Consider the following 14,592-nt stretch of genomic DNA (forward strand, 5'->3'; position numbering starts at 1 on the left):
ATCGCAAATTCACAATCACGATGACGTTCTGGAACCTCTATTTCATCAGCAAGCTGGCGTTGTTCTCGACCGGCCATCTGAGACCGCTGTGGCTCGCGAACATCGCGTTTGCGCTGGCGCTCGCGACGAGCGCGCCGCTGCGTTCGCGGCTCGCGCGCGCGGTGCGGATGATCGCGGGGCTGGCGGTCGGCTTGCCGCTGATGTACCGGGAGGCGAACGTGCCGCCGTTCGGGCGCATCGTCGAAGAGTTCGGCAATCTGAGCACGTTCAGCTTCGGCTACTGGCTCGAATTGCTGCCGCGCTTTCTGCCGCCGATGCTGGCGGGCATGGCGCTGTGCGGGCTGGTCGTCTATCTGATCGTCAATCGATGGCTGCGCGTCGCGACCTTCGTGATGCTCGCGCTCTTCCTGTTGCCGGTGTGGCAGGGCGCGAACGCGGTTCTCGCGCGCATCCACGCCGCGCCACCGGCGCAAGCAAACCCGATTGCAACTAATGGTCCGTCCGCCGGACCCTTGGACTACAACGCGACCCTCGCGGCATTCCGGGCAAAGGAGTCGCAGCGACAGGTCAGCTTCGGGCATTTGTCGTCGAATGCGAGCGAGCAGTTCGATGTGATCGTGCTGCATATCTGCTCGCTGTCGTGGGACGACCTCGATGTGTCGAAGGCGCGCAATCATCCGTTCCTGTCGCACTTCGATTATCTGTTCACGAACTTCAGCACGGCGGCGAGCTATAGCGGCCCGGCCGCCATTCGCGTGCTGCGTGCTTCATGCGGCCAGGAAGCGCATGCGGACCTGTACAAGGATGCGCCCGCGCAATGTCATCTGATGGCCGATCTCGCGCAGGCGGGCTACACGCCGCAAGTGACGTTCAACCACGATGGCCACTTCGACAACTTCACGCAGCTCGTGAAAGACAACGTGGGCGTGCCGAACGTGCCGTTCGTTTCGAACGCGGCCGCGCCCGTTGCGATGCATGCTTTCGACGGATCGCCGATCATGGACGACTACGGCACCCTCGCGAACTGGTATGCGCAGCGCGCGCAGACGCCGGGGCCGGTCGCGCTGTACTACAACACCATCAGCCTGCACGACGGCAACCGCCTGCCCAACAGCAAGCTGTCGAGCCTCGAGTCGTATCCGGTGCGCGTGAGCAAACTGATGAGCGACTTCGACAAGTTCGCGGATCTCATCGCGCAGTCGGGGCGGCGCGCGGTCATCGTGTTCGTGCCCGAGCACGGCGCGGCGCTTCGCGGCGACAACAACCAGGTCGCGGGCCTGCGCGAGATTCCGACGCCGAGCGTGATCCACGGGCCGGTCGGCGTGCGGCTCGTCGGCTTCGCGGGCAATCATGGGCCGACGACGGTCATCGATCAGCCGACCGGGCATCTTGCGGTCGCGCAACTGCTGTCGAACCTCGTATCGGACAGTCCGTTCAAGGCGGGCGTGACGCTGTCGCAGTACGCGTCGAAGTTGCCGGAGACGCCGATGATCGGCGAGAACGAAGGCACCGTGACGATGAAGACGGCCACCGGTTATGTCGTGAAGACGCCGGATGGCGTATGGGTGGAGCAGAAATGAGCGATGCGATGCGGCCGGTTCCCGCGAAGGCGGCGCGCGCGCTGCACGACGTCGACGCGCTCGCGCAGAAGCTGCCGGGGCTGGACGCCGCGCGCTACTTCGACTCGCAAGCCGACGAGGAGTATCGCGCCGCGCTCACGCGATGGCCGGTGATGGCGCGGCTGATGAAGCTCGTGCCTTCCGGGGCGCCCGTTCATGACGAGATCGCAGCACCGGTGAGCGGCGACGCGCGCTGACGCTAGCGCCGTCGAAAGCGTGGCTGCCGCTTTTCCCTGAACGCCTCGCGCCCCTCGCGGGCATCGTCGGTGGCGAAGCAGATCGTCTGGAGATCGCGCTCGTATCGGATCGCGTCTTCCTGCGGCATGTTGAACGCCGCGCGAAGATTCGACTTCGCCGTTTCGGCCGCGATGGGCGCGCGTTGCGCGATGGTCCGCGCAATCTCCTGAGCGCGCGCCGTCACCTGCTCGGCCGATTCGACGATTTCACTGACGAGGCCCCACGCGAGCGCCTTGTCTGCGTCGATGGGGTCGCCCGTCATCAGCATCAGCGCCGCGTTCGACGGGCCGATGGAGTGCGCGAGGAACGCCGCCATGCCGCCGCCGCCGATCCATCCGAGCTTGATCTCGGGCGCGGCAAACCGCGCATTCGCCGACGCGATGCGAATGTCGCAACTGAGCGATGTCTCCAGCCCGCCGCCGAAAGCATAGCCATTGATGGCCGCAATCGAAGGCTTCAGAAGGGCCCGGACGGCATCGCAGTAGTCCGGCCGGTTTCGAAACTCCCAGGGCGTCCGATAGTCGTCCAGCGTGCCGATGTCGGACCCCGCGCAGAAGGACTTCGTGCCGGCGCCGGTGAGCACGACGGCGCGAATCGCGTCGTCTTCGTTGCAGCGCTTCATGTGCTCGACGATCTCCGCCGCCATCGAAGGCGTCATCGCGTTCAGCTTGCTCGGCCGGTCGAGCGTGATGGTCGCGACGAAGTCGTCGACCGTCATCGAGACGAAACCTTCCACGCGTTCATTCATTCGGCATCCTGTGTATGTGATGTGAAGCTGTTGCGATAGAGCGCGTCGAGGTCGTTCAGCAGGGACGCGTCGCTGCGCGCCGATTCGAGCGTGTCGCGCAGCATCGCCGAAGCACGGCTCTGGAACGCGATATACCCGTCATGACGCGGACGGACCCAGCTTTGCTCCAGTGTGCGGGCGGTATGCGCGAAAAAACCGCCTGTCATCTCGTTGACGTGTTCGTCGCGCCACGCCGAGCGGCGGCTCGGCTGGCCGGCGTGCCGCGGAATGAATGTGGTCTGTGCGTCCTCGGAGAGCAGCCAGCGAAGATGGCTCAGGAGTTCGGGCGTCACCTGACAACGCGCGCTGATGGCGATGCCCGTTCCGCCGATGACCGAGTGCGCATCGGCGGGCGAGCCGGAAAACGTCGGCACGTCGCAGAAGCTGACTACGTGCGTGCCCGCCGACGCGTGCGTCGAATAATTGACGTAGCCGAAAACGAGCGGGATCAGCGCGAGTTCGTCCGAAGAACGCATGAGGTCGAGGAGACCGATGGGATTCAGCGACATCGTTCGCGGGTCCGTGCGGCGATAGAGCGGCCGCATGACTTCGAGCACGCGCTTGCCCGTCGATTCGGCCACGAAACCGCCGTCCGCAGCGGAACCGATGGGCTCGCCGAGCGTCGCCGCAAGCGACATGAACGTGAGGATCGCATGCGGCCCGGCGAGCGAGAGCGCCACGCGCACCGATGGCGGCAGCGCCACGAGCGCGTCCCATGTTGCGGGCGGCGTGCCGAGCAAGTCGCGACGATACGCGGTCACTTGCGCGGCTGCATCGAGCGGCAACGCCCACGTCTTGCCCGCGATCCGATACGAACGCAGCGAAGGGCCGATGCTGTTCGCCTGCCATTGCGCGAGGTCGCTGTCTTCGAAGTGCGAGTCGATGCTTTGCAGGCAGCGTCGCGCAACGGCCTCGCCGACATGCGGATGATCGAGCACGACGAGATCGAATCGTTCGCACAGGTCTTCGATCGGATGCGATTCGAAGCCTTCCAGCGGCTGCTTCTCCCATTGAATGTCGATACCGTCGATGTCGCGACGCGCTTTCGCAGCGGCGGCCAGTGCATCGTAACCGCGCGGATGATCCCACGTCAGCGCACGGTAGCGTGGCGTCGGCGGCATCAGACCGGCTCCTTCTCGTGCGCGTGTTCCTTGATGATGCCGCGTTGCGCGAGATCGTCGATGACGTGATCGGGGAGGCCGGCCGAGCGCAGCACGTCGCGCGTATGTTCGCCGACGAGCGGCGCGCCCATGCGTATCGAGCATGGCGTCTTTTCGAACTGATAGGGAAAGCCCGGCGCTTTCACGGTGCCCTCGGTAGGATGCTCGTACTCGATGAAGGTGCCGTTATGCCTGATCTGCGGATCGTCGATGACGTCGCCGTATCCGTACACCGGGCCCGCCCAGATATCGTGCGCTTCGAACAGTTCGAGCCACTCCGCGCTCGTGCGTGTGGTCAGCCGTTCCCGCGTCCGCGCGAAGATTTCGTCGCGGCGCGCGAAGCCATCGATTTCGTCCACCATGTCGAGGAAACTCGGCTCGCCGATCAGTTCCCCGAACTTCTTCAGCGAAGGAAAGGCCACGATGATGTAGCCGTCGCGCGTCGCGAATGCACCGTAGGGCGCGCGAATGAAGACGTGCGCGTGCGGTTCGTGCGAGCGCTTCTGCGGGACCTTGCCCTTCGTGAAGACGCTCAGTTCCTGCATTTGCAGCGTCACGATGGCGTCGAGCATGTTCACCTTCACCAGTTGGCCTTCGCCCGTTCTCTCGCGATGCAAGAGCGCGGTCAAGACCGCTTCGAATGCGGTGGAGGCGGCAATGGCGTCGACGAGAAACTGGCCCGCAGCCTGCGGCGGCTCGCCCGCGCGGCCCGCGGAGAGCAGCGCGCCCGACATGCCCTGGAGAATCAGGTCCTGCCCCGGCCGCAACGCATACGGACCATCCTCGCCGTAGCCCGACATCGATACATACACGAGCCGCGGATTCAACGCCTTGAGGGTGTCGTAATCGACGCCCAAACGTTGCGCGACGCCCGGCCGGTAGTTCTGCACGAATACGTCGGCGGTCTTGACGAGCTCGTACAACGCGGCCTTGCCGTCCTGCGCCTTGAGGTCGATGGCAACGGAGCGCTTGTTGCGGTTGAGCGACAGGAACGATACGTTGATCTGATTGCCGCGCGCGCCGCCCGCCGACGTGTGCCGCTGCCATTCGCCGGTCGTCGGTTCGACCTTGACGACATCCGCGCCGAGGTCGCCGAGCCGCTGTGCGGCGAACGGACCGGCCATCGCGATGGAACAGTCGAGCACGCGATAACCCGCGAGCGCGCCTTTGTTGTCCTTGTTCTGCATGTTGCCACTCCGGAAAAATGCGGTTTTTCGATGTCGCGGTGGGCGTGGCTCAGTGCATGACCCATCCGCCATCGACGGCAAGCGTCTGTCCCGTCACGAACGCGGCCTCGTCCGATGCGAAGAACACGATCGCGGCGGCGATGTCCTCGGCACGGCCGCGCCGCTTGATGGACTGGCGTTCGAGCACCATGCGTTCGTAGGCGGGAAGATCATGATGAATAGCTTCGGCGGCTGTGGGGAACGCACCCGGCGAAATCGCATTGCAGGTGATGCCGTCGCTGCCGAACTCACGCGCCAGCGCGCGCGTGTTGCCCATCATCGCGCCCTTGGACTCGACGTAGGGCTGCAGATGCTCCCAGCCGCCCGAAAGCGTGATCGACGTGATGTTGATGATTCGCCCCCATCGCTGATCGCGCATTCCGGGCAGCGACGCGCGAATGATCTGCAGCGCGGCGGATACGTTCACGCGATAGATCAGCGCGCGCTCGTCGTCGGAATACGCTTCGAAAGGCTTCGACGGATACACCGCCGCATTGTTGATGACGACATCGAGCGCGGCGTCGGCGGTGAGCCGGTCGAGTGTCTGTTGCAGCGCGGCGGCGTCGGCGAGATCGACTTGAAGCGTCTGCAATGCATCGGCGCAATCCGGCGACACGGCTTCGCGCAGACGCGCCAATGCGTCGGAATCACGGTCTAGCGCAAGCACGCGCGCGCCCTGACGCAGCAGCGCAAGGCTGACGCCATGCCCGAGGCCGCCGCCCGCGCCGGTGAGCAGCACACGCCGCCCGCGCAACGAGAAATGCATGGCGCCGGCGTTCATGCGGCGCCGCCTTGCGACGCCCGGCCGCGTAAAGGCCGATATTCCCCCGACGGCGCAGGGTAGTCGTCGGACGGCTGCTGCGCAATCGCGCGGATGCGCCTTTCGGTAGCGGCGATTTCCTCCGTTGCGCCGAGAACGCGGATGCTCGTCTCATAGTCGCGTTCATCGCCATGTTCGAGCCATATCAGTTCGCCGCGCTCGCGCGCAGCGCCTTCGCCGAGCACGTGATTCGTCGACGGCTCCAGCCCCAACGCATACTGTCCCGCCTGGAGGTTCTGCCACTGATACTGACAGGGAAACTGGTCCTTGCGCGTCGTCACTTCCACACCGATGCCGAGCCGGTCGTTGACGAGCGCGACCGGCACGAGACCGGCGTCGTCGGCCTTCATTTCGTGCTGCCAGACCTGTTCGTGAAAGTTCATCTGCGGGGCCGGCATGCGCTGATAACCGACCTCCTGCGCACGGTATTCGTCCGCGTGTGCAGCCCACACGACATCCTGAACGGGCGCGAGATAACGCGCGCCCTCGTCGAGCACCGGATAGCCGACGTTCAGGTGATAGCAGAACATATGCGGCGTCCGGTAAAAACCGCGATTCACCACGCGATCGTGAAGCCGGATATCGTTGCTGCCAACCTCGATCTCGATGCGCCGATGCAGCTCCAGATGCTCGCCGAACACGGTGCCCTGCGACACGATGCCCTCCGCCCAGAGCATGCAGCGGTTGCCGTCCCAACGCTCGCCATAGCCCGTGAGACGCGCGGGAATGGTGCCGATGCGGCCGTGAATCGAATGCTGTACTTTCTGGCGCGGCTTGTAGACGTAGTTGTCCGCGGGCGCGTCGTGCATGAACAGAATGTGGTCGAGACCGCAGGTGACCATGAGACCCGAGAAGGAGCGCAGCCAGCCCAGTCCGCCTTCGCCCTCGTACTCGTGCAGTCCCGGATGCCTGAAGCCAGCGGGCGAATGCCAGCCGATGGCATGGCCGCGGTACTCGCATTCCGCGATATCCATTGCACGATCGACCAGCACCGTGAAGCGCAGGCCCGTCCCGCTGCGAAACTCCAGCAGCCGGATGCCGCGCTCGAGTCCGTCTTCCAGCGTGACGAGCCTCACGCCCGCGAACTGGGACAATTGTCCGCAGCGCGCTTCGATCTGCTGCCGGCTCATCGTCGTTGCGTATAGCTGTGCCATCTGCGCGTCTGCTCCGATGGGTTGAGGAAGTGCCGCTGCGCCGGCGCTCAGACGCCGTTGTCCCGCAGCTTGCCGTCGAGAAATGCCTTGGCGCGAGGCACGTCGTCTTCGGTGAGGTGCTCGATGATGATGGGGATATTCGGATGGCGCTTCGCGAGGCGTCGCAGGTACAGGTCATAGTTCAGCGCACCGAGTCCCGGCGAGGGCAGTTCGATCTCGCCGACGCCGCGAAACGTGTGGCTTTCGGCTGCATCGGCGTCGCCGATATCGGTGTGCTTCTCCGACTTGTCGCCGCCCGCGCGCTTGACATCCTTCGCATGAGCGATGCAAATCTTGTCGGACAGGGCATCGAAGACCTGATTCAGCGTTCTGTCCATGTGATCGATGTTATGGTCTTCGAAGTAATTCGTCGGGTCCATCAGCAGGCCGAGCCCCGGATGGTCGACATCGGCGAACATGCGAAGCGTTTCTTCCACCGACCCCACTACGTTGTTCACATACGTTTCGAGCAGAAAGACCGCGCCGTGGTCGTACGCATGCTGGGCCAGTTCCTGAATGACGGCGCGGCACTGCTCCCATGCTTCCTCGGTCTTGTTCGTCGGATGATGCACCCAGTCGCTTTCGGTCGCGAACGTTCCCGTCTCCGAGATCACATACGGGGAACCAAGGTACTGTGCATGCGCGATGATCTCTTTCAGATAGTCGTTCCGTCGCTGTCTTTCAGCCGGATCGGGATGCACGATGTTCGTATAACCGGAGATGCACGAGATCGGCAGGTTGTTGTCGCGGAACGTATCACGGATGCGCTTGCACTTGTCTTGCGTGATCTGACCGCGGCCAAAGTCCATGTCCTTGAAGTGCAGGTCGAGTTGCACCGTGTTGAAGCCATGCGCGCGAATCTTCTGCGCGGCGGTCGAGAGTTCATACGGGAAATAGCCCGAGAAAATGCCGGTCTGGATCATCCTTGTCTCCTTGAAAGGGCGGGGCGACCTGTACCGGGCGCTCGCTCGCCTGCTGGAAATGGACTGCGCGTTGAGAACGACGAACACCGAGGCCATCCATGCGGCGGCCTTTTTCTTGCGAGCTTCAATCGGGAACGGGAACTTCGGACATTCGCACCGTGCGGCGCTCGGCGGCGGACTTGTACGCGGCCTCGACGAGCGCCATCGTTCTCACGTTGTCGGCGACCGTCAGCGCAGGCCCGGTTTCGCTTGCCAGCGCGTATTGCAACTGCTCCATGACGCCGATGAACGCATGCGGGAACCACATCGTCCGCCATTCGGGCGTGACCCACTTGCCATCCGTCTCGCGCTGCGAGGCGTAACTGAGCGTCGACGGTGCGCCGTGCGGCCATCCGATGGTGCCCTTGGCCACGCCTTCGGTGCCCTCCACGCGCCAGCGGATGACCTGATCGTCCTCGAAGCCGCCGCCGCGCGGACCTGCCCAGACGTCTTCGAGTGAGAACGCCAGCAGCCCGGATGCGAACCGCAACGTCGTGCCGACGATGCCGTCCTGATGCGCGAACGTCGTGCGCGGATCGGTCCGCGTCACGCTCGTCACTTCGTCGGGCTCGCCGAACAGATGACGCAGCACATCGAGATGATGGACGCTCATGTTCGAGAGCGTGAGCCGGTCGTAGCCTTCGAGAAACGTCTGCCAGTGCGGAATCGCGTGCATGTCGATCTGGGCGAGCACGGGTTCGCCGAGCGCGCGCCGGTCGAGCAACTGCTTGAGCACGCGCATCGACTGGTCATAACGCATGTTCTGATTGACCGACAGGATCTTGCCGGCCCGCCGCGCCTCGTCGCGCAGCGCGAGCGCTTCCGGAAGCGACAACGCGAGCGGCTTTTGCGCGAGCACCGCCTTGACGTGCGGCGTGGCGAGCGCGGCGCGGATCAGCGCGGGCTGCCGATCGGGGGGATAAGCAATGTCGATTATTTCGACATCCGAATCGTCGATGAGTGCTTGCGGCGACTCGTGCACGCGAGCGATGGACCAGCGTTGCGCCACCGACTCCGCACGGCTGACCGTGCGCGAGGCGATGGCCACGACGTTGAATCCGGCTTCGCGGTAGGCCGCGAGATGGCACTCCGCCATGATCATTCCAGCGCCGATACAGCCGATGCGATACCCGCGTTCTCTCACGGGCGCATCGGGTTGAAGCTCGGATACGGACATGCTCGTCTCCCGGTTCGGTCGAACGTTGACGAATGCGCGCGGCGATTTCGATGGGACTATCGCATCTTTTTGATTTGGAGGGGCATCATTTTTCGCTGTCGTTTACCCGATGGCTCGGCGCTGTCGAGCTTTTTCGCCGCATGGACGACATCCGCAGTACATCAATTTGATGTGATACGATGGTTCGGCCACGTAACGGATTGAGCACATGACCCGAACCACCATCACGGCCATCGCAGAGGCGGCAGGCGTTTCGACGGCAACCGTCGATCGCGTGCTGAACGAGCGTGACGGCGTGCGAAGCCATACCCGCAATCACGTGCTCGCCGTCGCGCGACGGCTGGGCCACGGACGCGAAACCGCACGGACCGCGCAGGCCCGGATGCGCCTGAGCTTCGTGCTGCCGGCGGGCGACAACAGCTTCATGTCGCTGCTGCATCAACACTTGATCGCGGAGGCGCAATGTCAGCCCGACATCGACGCGCGTCTCCATCTGGTGGAGGGCTTCAACGCGGAGAAGCTCGCCGCGCAGTTGCATCGGCTGAAAGGGCAGGCCGACGCGGTCGGGCTCGTGGGACTCGATCATCCGCAGGTGCGCGATGCCATCGCCGCGTTGCAGGCGAGCGGCATCCACATTTGCACGCTGGTCTCGGACATCCCGACGTCGGCGCGCATCGCGTATGTGGGTATCGACAATCGCGCGGCCGGACGGCTGGCGGCTTGGCTGCTCGGGCGCTTCCTGCCGCAGGGGACGCAGCACGACGTCACCGTGTTCCTGGGCTCGCTCGCGTATCGCGGCCACGAAGAGCGCGAGATGGGGTTTCGCGCGCTGCTGAGCGAAGAGTTCCCGCACATTCGCATCGGCCGGATGCTCGAAATCGGCGACGACCGTGCGCGCGCCTATGAGTTGACGCGAAGGATGCTGCAAGAAGGCGCGCCGGCGGGCCTCTATAACATCGGCGCGGGCAATTCGGGTATCGGCCGCGCGCTGCAGGAGGCGCATGTTCACCGGCAGACCGTGTTCGTCGGCCACGATCTCACCGCGACGTCACGGCGCTTCCTGCTCGATAGAACGATGGATGCCGTCATCGATCAGAATCCGCGCGTCGCGGCGCGCGAGGCAGTGAGACTGCTTGCCTCAGCGATCCGGGGCGAGCCCGAACCGACCTACATGCCGCGTCTGCAAGTGATTTTCCGCGAGAACATCCCCGCCGAGTGAGGCAGCGCCCCTGCATCAGGCAAAGTTACCTTCTTGTGTTGCGCGCTTCGGTAAAACAGGGTTTATCTGGATGCGATCGAGCGTTCTATCCGCCGATACTCATTCAACAGACCTAATTCACCGGAGCAAACGATGGCACGAGCATTTCTTACTCATCAGCAAATTTTCGATCAAAGCGTCGAGCACCTTCTCAGTCAGGGTGGCGCGTCGCTTTTGCCGCGCGGAGGCGGCGCTTATCGCGGACGATGCGGCGGCTGCCCGGTCGGCGCACTCGTGCGGCCGAACGACTACCGCACGTCGATGGAAGGGGTGCCGGTGCGCTTCGTCATCGCGGAAGCGGTGCGCATTCCCGGCTATATGGATGCCGGCGTCGCGGCACTCAAGCGAGCGCTCCTGCGGGCGCGCATCAACATTTACTCGCGAGAGACCATTGAGCTGTTGAGCTGCCTTCAGAACGTGCACGACGTCTTCGGCATCTGGGAATGGAACGACCGCTTGCGCTCCATCGCGAGACAGTTCGGCCTGTCGACGCACAGTCTCATGCGGGCTGCCTGATGGCGTGGAGCGAACGATGAGAAGCATCGACGAAATCTTCGGCGCCGTGCGGTCGCATCTGCTCTCGCAAGCGGCCATATCGGAAGACGATGGCGGAAGCTGCCGCCTGCGAGGCCGCGACGGACGCCGCTGTGCGATCGGCGTCCTGATCGACGATCGCTACTACAGCGAGCGGCTCGAAGGGCTGGGAATCGGTTATTACAAGGCGGGGCAAGACGGCCCGTTATTGCAGGCGCTTGCCTTGTCGGGTGTGGATGCGTACGAGCCGCGCGTGGCTGCGATGCTGCAGGATCTCGAAGACCTGCACGATGCCGCCGACGTACCCGCCTGGCCCGCACAGCTCGACGTGCTTGCACGGCGACACGGCATCGTCGCGTGGGAGTCGTTTCCGCACGCCGAAGTCGAGTGCGTTTGAGCCGATGCGTGCGGCTGCTAGCCGGTCGTCGCTCGCATCGCCCGGTATTCGCGCCGCACGATGTCCATCAACTCGGCCACGGACGTTTCCGCGCTGCGCTGCTCATACGTCACGCGGCCGCGCTGCATCAACATGATGCGGTCCGCGATGTCGAGCGTCTGCGCATAGTTGTGCATGATCATGATGATCGACAACCCGCCTTTCTCCTTGAGCCGCATCACGAGATCGATGATGAGCGCCGCTTCCCGCGCGCCCATCGCGGCGAGCGGTTCATCGAGCAGCAGAATCTTCGCGTTCGAATTGACCGCGCGCGCCACCGCGATCGCCTGACGCTGCCCGCCCGACAACCGCTCGACGGGCAGGTCGACTGACGGCACGTGAACGCCGATATCGTCGAGACACTGGGCCGCACGCTCGCGCATCTGCCGGTGATCGACGAGACGCAGGAGACGCGCTGGCCCCTGCCGCACGATCTCGCGGTTCAGGAACATGTTGTGATAGATCGACAACGAGTTGGCGAGCGCGAGGTCCTGATACACGCATTCGATGCCGAGGGCGCGCGCATGATCGACGTTGCGCAGCAGCGTTTCTTCGCCGTGCACGTGCAGCGTGCCGCTCGTCTGCTGATGAAAGCCCGTCAGTATCTTGACGAGCGTGGACTTCCCCGCGCCGTTGTCACCGAGTATGCCGAGAATCTCGCCCTTGCCGAGCGTGAACGATACGCCGTCGAGCGCGGTCACTGCGCCGAAGCGCTTGACGAGCGTATCGCCGCGTAATGCGAGCCCAGCGGCAAGATCAGCGGAAGCAACTTGCGATGCATCCATCACCGTGCTCCCCTGCGCCGGATGCGTCCGACGTGTATGTTGAAGATCATCGCGGCGAGAATGGCTGCTCCGAGAATGATGTTGTACGTGAACGCGTTGATGCCGATGAGCGTGAAGCCATCGCTCAGAATGCCGAGCACCGCCGCGCCGAGCAGGCCGCCGACGATCGTCCCCGAGCCGCCCGTCAGCGGCGTGCCGCCGATCACCGCTGCCGCGACCGCGAGGAACATGATCTGATTGCCGCCCGCTTGCGGATCGATGGACGTGATGCGAAAACCTTCGAGAATCCCGGTGAATCCTGCAAGCACCGCCGCGAGCACGAAGTTACCGAGGCGCAGTCGATTCACATGAATGCCCGCTTCGCTCGCGCCGAGCGGGTTGGCGCCCGCCGCCTGCGTATGCAGACCCCATCGCGTATGACGCAGCAACACGTGCATGATGAACGCGAGCGCCACCGTCCAGAGGATTTCGCTGTAACCCCACGAACCCATGATCGCCGCGAACTCCGGCGAACCGGGCGTGGCGGCGGGCGTGCCGCGCGACATCGTGAGCGTGATGCCGTTGATCAGGAACAGCGTGCCGAGCGTCGTGACGAAAGAGGGCAGGCGCAGGAACACCGTCACCGCTCCATTCACGAACCCTATGATCGCAGCGGCGACGAGACCTGCGATGACTGCGAGCCACATCGGCGCGCCCGCCTCGTTGGCGAACACCATGATGAAGGGCGCGAATGCGAAGACCATCCCCGCCGACAGGTCGATATCCCCGCCGATCATCAGCATGATCTCGCCGAACGCGATGATCGCCACCGGCGCGATGAACTGCGACAGGTTGACGAGGCTCGCGTTGGACAACAGGAAGTCGTGGTTGACGATCTGGAAGTACGCAGCGAGCAGGATGGCCACGAGCAGGATGCGCAGTTCCGCTGCCCAGTGCGATGTCCATGCGCCGCGCGGCCGATCGAGCCGCGCGGGCGTCTGCGCCTTGCCGGGTTGCTTGACCGTATTCATTACGATTTGATAGCGCCGCTCATCGGCACGATCTGCGGTTTCGTCGTCTTGCCTTCATAGCGCGTCGACGTGTTGAGGTACGGCTCGACTGTGCTCTTCGTTACGAACTTGAGACCGGTGTTGATGTTCGCCGGCCCCACGAGCCCGCCCGATGCGAGGAACGTGAACGCCTCCATCACGGTATAAAAGCCCTGCACGTAGGGCTGCTGATCGATGGTGAAATCGAGGAAGCCTTCGTGAATGAGCTGAATGGTCTGCGGCAGGAGGTCGAAGCCGCCGCCGTGCACGCCCTTCGACGGCAGGTTCGACTCCTTCATCACTTGCGCGACGCCTTGCGTGCTGCCGGCATCGACGGCGAACATGCCTTTCAGGTCCTGATGGCCGAGGAAAAATGCCTTGATCTTCGACAGTTCCTCGTTGACGGTTGCGCCGGTGGCCACGGTCTGAATGTCAATCTTCTTGCCCGACTTCTTGATGGCGTCGCTTGCGCCGTCGAGACGCGGCTGAATGTTGAGCTGGCCGGGCGTCGCGATGAACAGTGCGACGAGGCCGCTGTCCACGAGACTCGCGATGCGCTCGCCCATCTGATATCCCGACAGATACAGGTCCTGGCCGATGTACGCGAGACGCGGATTCGTCTTGCCGCGCGGGGCATCGGCGTTGTAGGCGAACACGGGGATGCCCGCGTCGAGCGCCGCCTGGATCGGCTTGTCGAAAGCGTTCGGATCGACGATAGGCACGGCGATCGCATCGGCTTTCGCGGCAATGGCGGAGTTCACCGCGCGCACCATTTCGCCCGCGTCCGAGTTGGCCGAGCCGGTCCATTGATAGTCCATGCCGAACATCGAGCACGCGTCCTGAATGCCGTATTGCGTCGGAACGAAGAACGGGTTCGTCGTCACGTGGTTCACGAAGACGATCTTCCAGCGCTTGTGCTGCGGAAAGGCCGCCTCTGCAGCGTGCGCAGCGGAGATCAGGCCGCCCGAGACGCCGCCGGCTGCGCCGAGCAGCGAAAGCGCAGCGCCGAGGCCCGCGCCTTGCATCAGACCGCGTCGCGCGGGGCTGATTGCGCCGGTGCCTTCGGATTTGCTTTCGTGTGAATCGTCCCGCTTCTGCGCCATGTCTTCCTCCGGTCCTGTATCTGGTTAGGTCCTTCGTGGCTTGCTCGACTCATCGTCGATTTCGTTCTGTCGTGGCTGGCAATCGGATTCGGTTGCAATGACTGGCACCGGCGGGCAATTAGCGGCGATATCGCGCTGAATCCCACACTTCGGAATAGCTCCGACGTCGTGCCGGATTTTGAATTAGGCAAACTATATGCAGGGTATTTGCGGGTTTCGATTAGCGTTTTCCCGGTACAGGGAGCGCGAATAGTCTTGCTAATGGTT

The 14,592-nt window shown here is 63.8% G+C and carries 15 protein-coding genes; 5 read left to right on the forward strand and 10 right to left on the reverse strand.

Annotated elements, in window-relative coordinates:
• Positions 1–20 precede the first annotated feature (20 nt).
• Together bcsG and P9220_RS24545 are read left to right on the forward strand one after the other, a co-directional pair.
• Positions 21–1,580, forward strand: coding sequence for a cellulose biosynthesis protein BcsG (gene bcsG, locus P9220_RS24540; RefSeq protein ID WP_309768445.1), 1,560 nt, complete (start codon positions 21–23; stop codon positions 1,578–1,580).
• Positions 1,577–1,816 carry a hypothetical protein gene (locus tag P9220_RS24545; protein WP_309768447.1) on the forward strand — a complete coding sequence of 80 codons (240 nt, stop codon included), beginning with the start codon at positions 1,577–1,579 and terminating at the stop codon, positions 1,814–1,816. Before bcsG ends, P9220_RS24545 begins: the two co-directional genes overlap by 4 nt.
• Positions 1,817–1,818: 2 nt before the next feature.
• Here the strand turns inward: P9220_RS24545 and P9220_RS24550 are convergent, their stop codons facing one another.
• From P9220_RS24550 to P9220_RS24580, 7 genes are all read right to left on the reverse strand, one after another.
• Positions 1,819–2,604 carry an enoyl-CoA hydratase/isomerase family protein gene (locus tag P9220_RS24550; RefSeq protein WP_309768449.1) on the reverse strand — a complete coding sequence of 262 codons (786 nt, stop codon included), beginning with the start codon at positions 2,602–2,604 and terminating at the stop codon, positions 1,819–1,821.
• Complete coding sequence (locus P9220_RS24555; protein ID WP_309768451.1) at positions 2,601–3,764, reverse strand: hypothetical protein; 1,164 nt, start codon at positions 3,762–3,764, stop codon at positions 2,601–2,603. The genes P9220_RS24550 and P9220_RS24555 overlap by 4 nt, the downstream gene beginning before the upstream one ends.
• Entirely contained in the window at positions 3,764–4,990 is a 1,227-nt protein-coding gene (locus P9220_RS24560; RefSeq protein WP_309768452.1) for a CoA transferase, read from the reverse strand. Before P9220_RS24560 ends, P9220_RS24555 begins: the two co-directional genes overlap by 1 nt.
• A 49-nt stretch (positions 4,991–5,039) precedes the next feature.
• Positions 5,040–5,810: an SDR family oxidoreductase gene (locus P9220_RS24565; RefSeq protein ID WP_309768453.1), complete on the reverse strand. Its 771-nt coding sequence runs from the start codon at positions 5,808–5,810 to the stop codon at positions 5,040–5,042.
• Positions 5,807–7,003, reverse strand: a complete 1,197-nt coding sequence (locus P9220_RS24570) for an aldose 1-epimerase family protein (RefSeq protein ID WP_309768454.1) — start codon at positions 7,001–7,003, stop codon at positions 5,807–5,809. Before P9220_RS24570 ends, P9220_RS24565 begins: the two co-directional genes overlap by 4 nt.
• 47 nt (positions 7,004–7,050) lie before the next feature.
• On the reverse strand, positions 7,051–7,965 hold the full coding sequence (locus tag P9220_RS24575) for a sugar phosphate isomerase/epimerase (protein ID WP_309768455.1): 915 nt from the start codon (positions 7,963–7,965) through the stop codon (positions 7,051–7,053).
• Positions 7,966–8,089: 124 nt separating this feature from the next.
• On the reverse strand, positions 8,090–9,181 hold the full coding sequence (locus P9220_RS24580) for a Gfo/Idh/MocA family oxidoreductase (RefSeq protein ID WP_309768456.1): 1,092 nt from the start codon (positions 9,179–9,181) through the stop codon (positions 8,090–8,092).
• Between the two features lie 208 nt (positions 9,182–9,389).
• Between P9220_RS24580 and P9220_RS24585 the strand changes: the two genes are divergently transcribed.
• The 3 genes from P9220_RS24585 to P9220_RS24595 all read left to right on the forward strand — a co-directional run bounded on the left by P9220_RS24585 (position 9,390) and on the right by P9220_RS24595 (position 11,370).
• The gene (locus P9220_RS24585) at positions 9,390–10,400 is read left to right on the forward strand and encodes a LacI family DNA-binding transcriptional regulator (protein ID WP_309768457.1); all 1,011 of its coding nucleotides are present in this window, start codon (positions 9,390–9,392) and stop codon (positions 10,398–10,400) included.
• Positions 10,401–10,532: 132 nt separating this feature from the next.
• On the forward strand, positions 10,533–10,955 hold the full coding sequence (locus tag P9220_RS24590; RefSeq protein ID WP_309768458.1) for a hypothetical protein: 423 nt from the start codon (positions 10,533–10,535) through the stop codon (positions 10,953–10,955).
• Positions 10,956–10,971: 16 nt separating this feature from the next.
• On the forward strand, positions 10,972–11,370 hold the full coding sequence (locus P9220_RS24595) for a hypothetical protein (RefSeq protein ID WP_309768459.1): 399 nt from the start codon (positions 10,972–10,974) through the stop codon (positions 11,368–11,370).
• 17 nt (positions 11,371–11,387) lie between these two features.
• Here P9220_RS24595 and P9220_RS24600 read toward each other — a convergent pair whose 3' ends face one another.
• Genes P9220_RS24600 through P9220_RS24610 form a run of 3 tightly spaced genes read right to left on the reverse strand, consistent with a single transcriptional unit; the run spans position 11,388 to position 14,325 of the window.
• On the reverse strand, positions 11,388–12,194 hold the full coding sequence (locus P9220_RS24600; RefSeq protein WP_309768460.1) for an ATP-binding cassette domain-containing protein: 807 nt from the start codon (positions 12,192–12,194) through the stop codon (positions 11,388–11,390).
• Positions 12,194–13,204 (reverse strand): ABC transporter permease, encoded by a 1,011-nt coding sequence (locus tag P9220_RS24605; protein ID WP_309768461.1) that lies wholly within the window; start codon positions 13,202–13,204, stop codon positions 12,194–12,196. The genes P9220_RS24600 and P9220_RS24605 overlap by 1 nt, the downstream gene beginning before the upstream one ends.
• Positions 13,204–14,325 (reverse strand): sugar ABC transporter substrate-binding protein, encoded by a 1,122-nt coding sequence (locus P9220_RS24610; RefSeq protein WP_309768462.1) that lies wholly within the window; start codon positions 14,323–14,325, stop codon positions 13,204–13,206. The genes P9220_RS24605 and P9220_RS24610 overlap by 1 nt, the downstream gene beginning before the upstream one ends.
• Positions 14,326–14,592 lie beyond the last annotated feature (267 nt).

This window comes from Caballeronia sp. LZ016, from assembly GCF_031450805.1.
In the GTDB taxonomy this organism is placed as follows: Bacteria; Pseudomonadota; Gammaproteobacteria; order Burkholderiales; family Burkholderiaceae; genus Caballeronia.

What these genes read in the sequence shown, in the direction of transcription:
- bcsG (WP_309768445.1), top strand. Translation starts at nt 21, where the DNA reads ATGACGTTCTGGAACCTCTATTTCATCAGCAAGCTGGCGTTGTTCTCG.
- P9220_RS24545 (WP_309768447.1), top strand. Translation starts at nt 1,577, where the DNA reads ATGAGCGATGCGATGCGGCCGGTTCCCGCGAAGGCGGCGCGCGCGCTG.
- P9220_RS24550 (WP_309768449.1), bottom strand. Translation starts at nt 2,604, where the DNA reads ATGAATGAACGCGTGGAAGGTTTCGTCTCGATGACGGTCGACGACTTC.
- P9220_RS24555 (WP_309768451.1), bottom strand. Translation starts at nt 3,764, where the DNA reads ATGCCGCCGACGCCACGCTACCGTGCGCTGACGTGGGATCATCCGCGC.
- P9220_RS24560 (WP_309768452.1), bottom strand. Translation starts at nt 4,990, where the DNA reads ATGCAGAACAAGGACAACAAAGGCGCGCTCGCGGGTTATCGCGTGCTC.
- P9220_RS24565 (WP_309768453.1), bottom strand. Translation starts at nt 5,810, where the DNA reads ATGAACGCCGGCGCCATGCATTTCTCGTTGCGCGGGCGGCGTGTGCTG.
- P9220_RS24570 (WP_309768454.1), bottom strand. Translation starts at nt 7,003, where the DNA reads ATGGCACAGCTATACGCAACGACGATGAGCCGGCAGCAGATCGAAGCG.
- P9220_RS24575 (WP_309768455.1), bottom strand. Translation starts at nt 7,965, where the DNA reads ATGATCCAGACCGGCATTTTCTCGGGCTATTTCCCGTATGAACTCTCG.
- P9220_RS24580 (WP_309768456.1), bottom strand. Translation starts at nt 9,181, where the DNA reads ATGTCCGTATCCGAGCTTCAACCCGATGCGCCCGTGAGAGAACGCGGG.
- P9220_RS24585 (WP_309768457.1), top strand. Translation starts at nt 9,390, where the DNA reads ATGACCCGAACCACCATCACGGCCATCGCAGAGGCGGCAGGCGTTTCG.
- P9220_RS24590 (WP_309768458.1), top strand. Translation starts at nt 10,533, where the DNA reads ATGGCACGAGCATTTCTTACTCATCAGCAAATTTTCGATCAAAGCGTC.
- P9220_RS24595 (WP_309768459.1), top strand. Translation starts at nt 10,972, where the DNA reads ATGAGAAGCATCGACGAAATCTTCGGCGCCGTGCGGTCGCATCTGCTC.
- P9220_RS24600 (WP_309768460.1), bottom strand. Translation starts at nt 12,194, where the DNA reads ATGGATGCATCGCAAGTTGCTTCCGCTGATCTTGCCGCTGGGCTCGCA.
- P9220_RS24605 (WP_309768461.1), bottom strand. Translation starts at nt 13,204, where the DNA reads ATGAATACGGTCAAGCAACCCGGCAAGGCGCAGACGCCCGCGCGGCTC.
- P9220_RS24610 (WP_309768462.1), bottom strand. Translation starts at nt 14,325, where the DNA reads ATGGCGCAGAAGCGGGACGATTCACACGAAAGCAAATCCGAAGGCACC.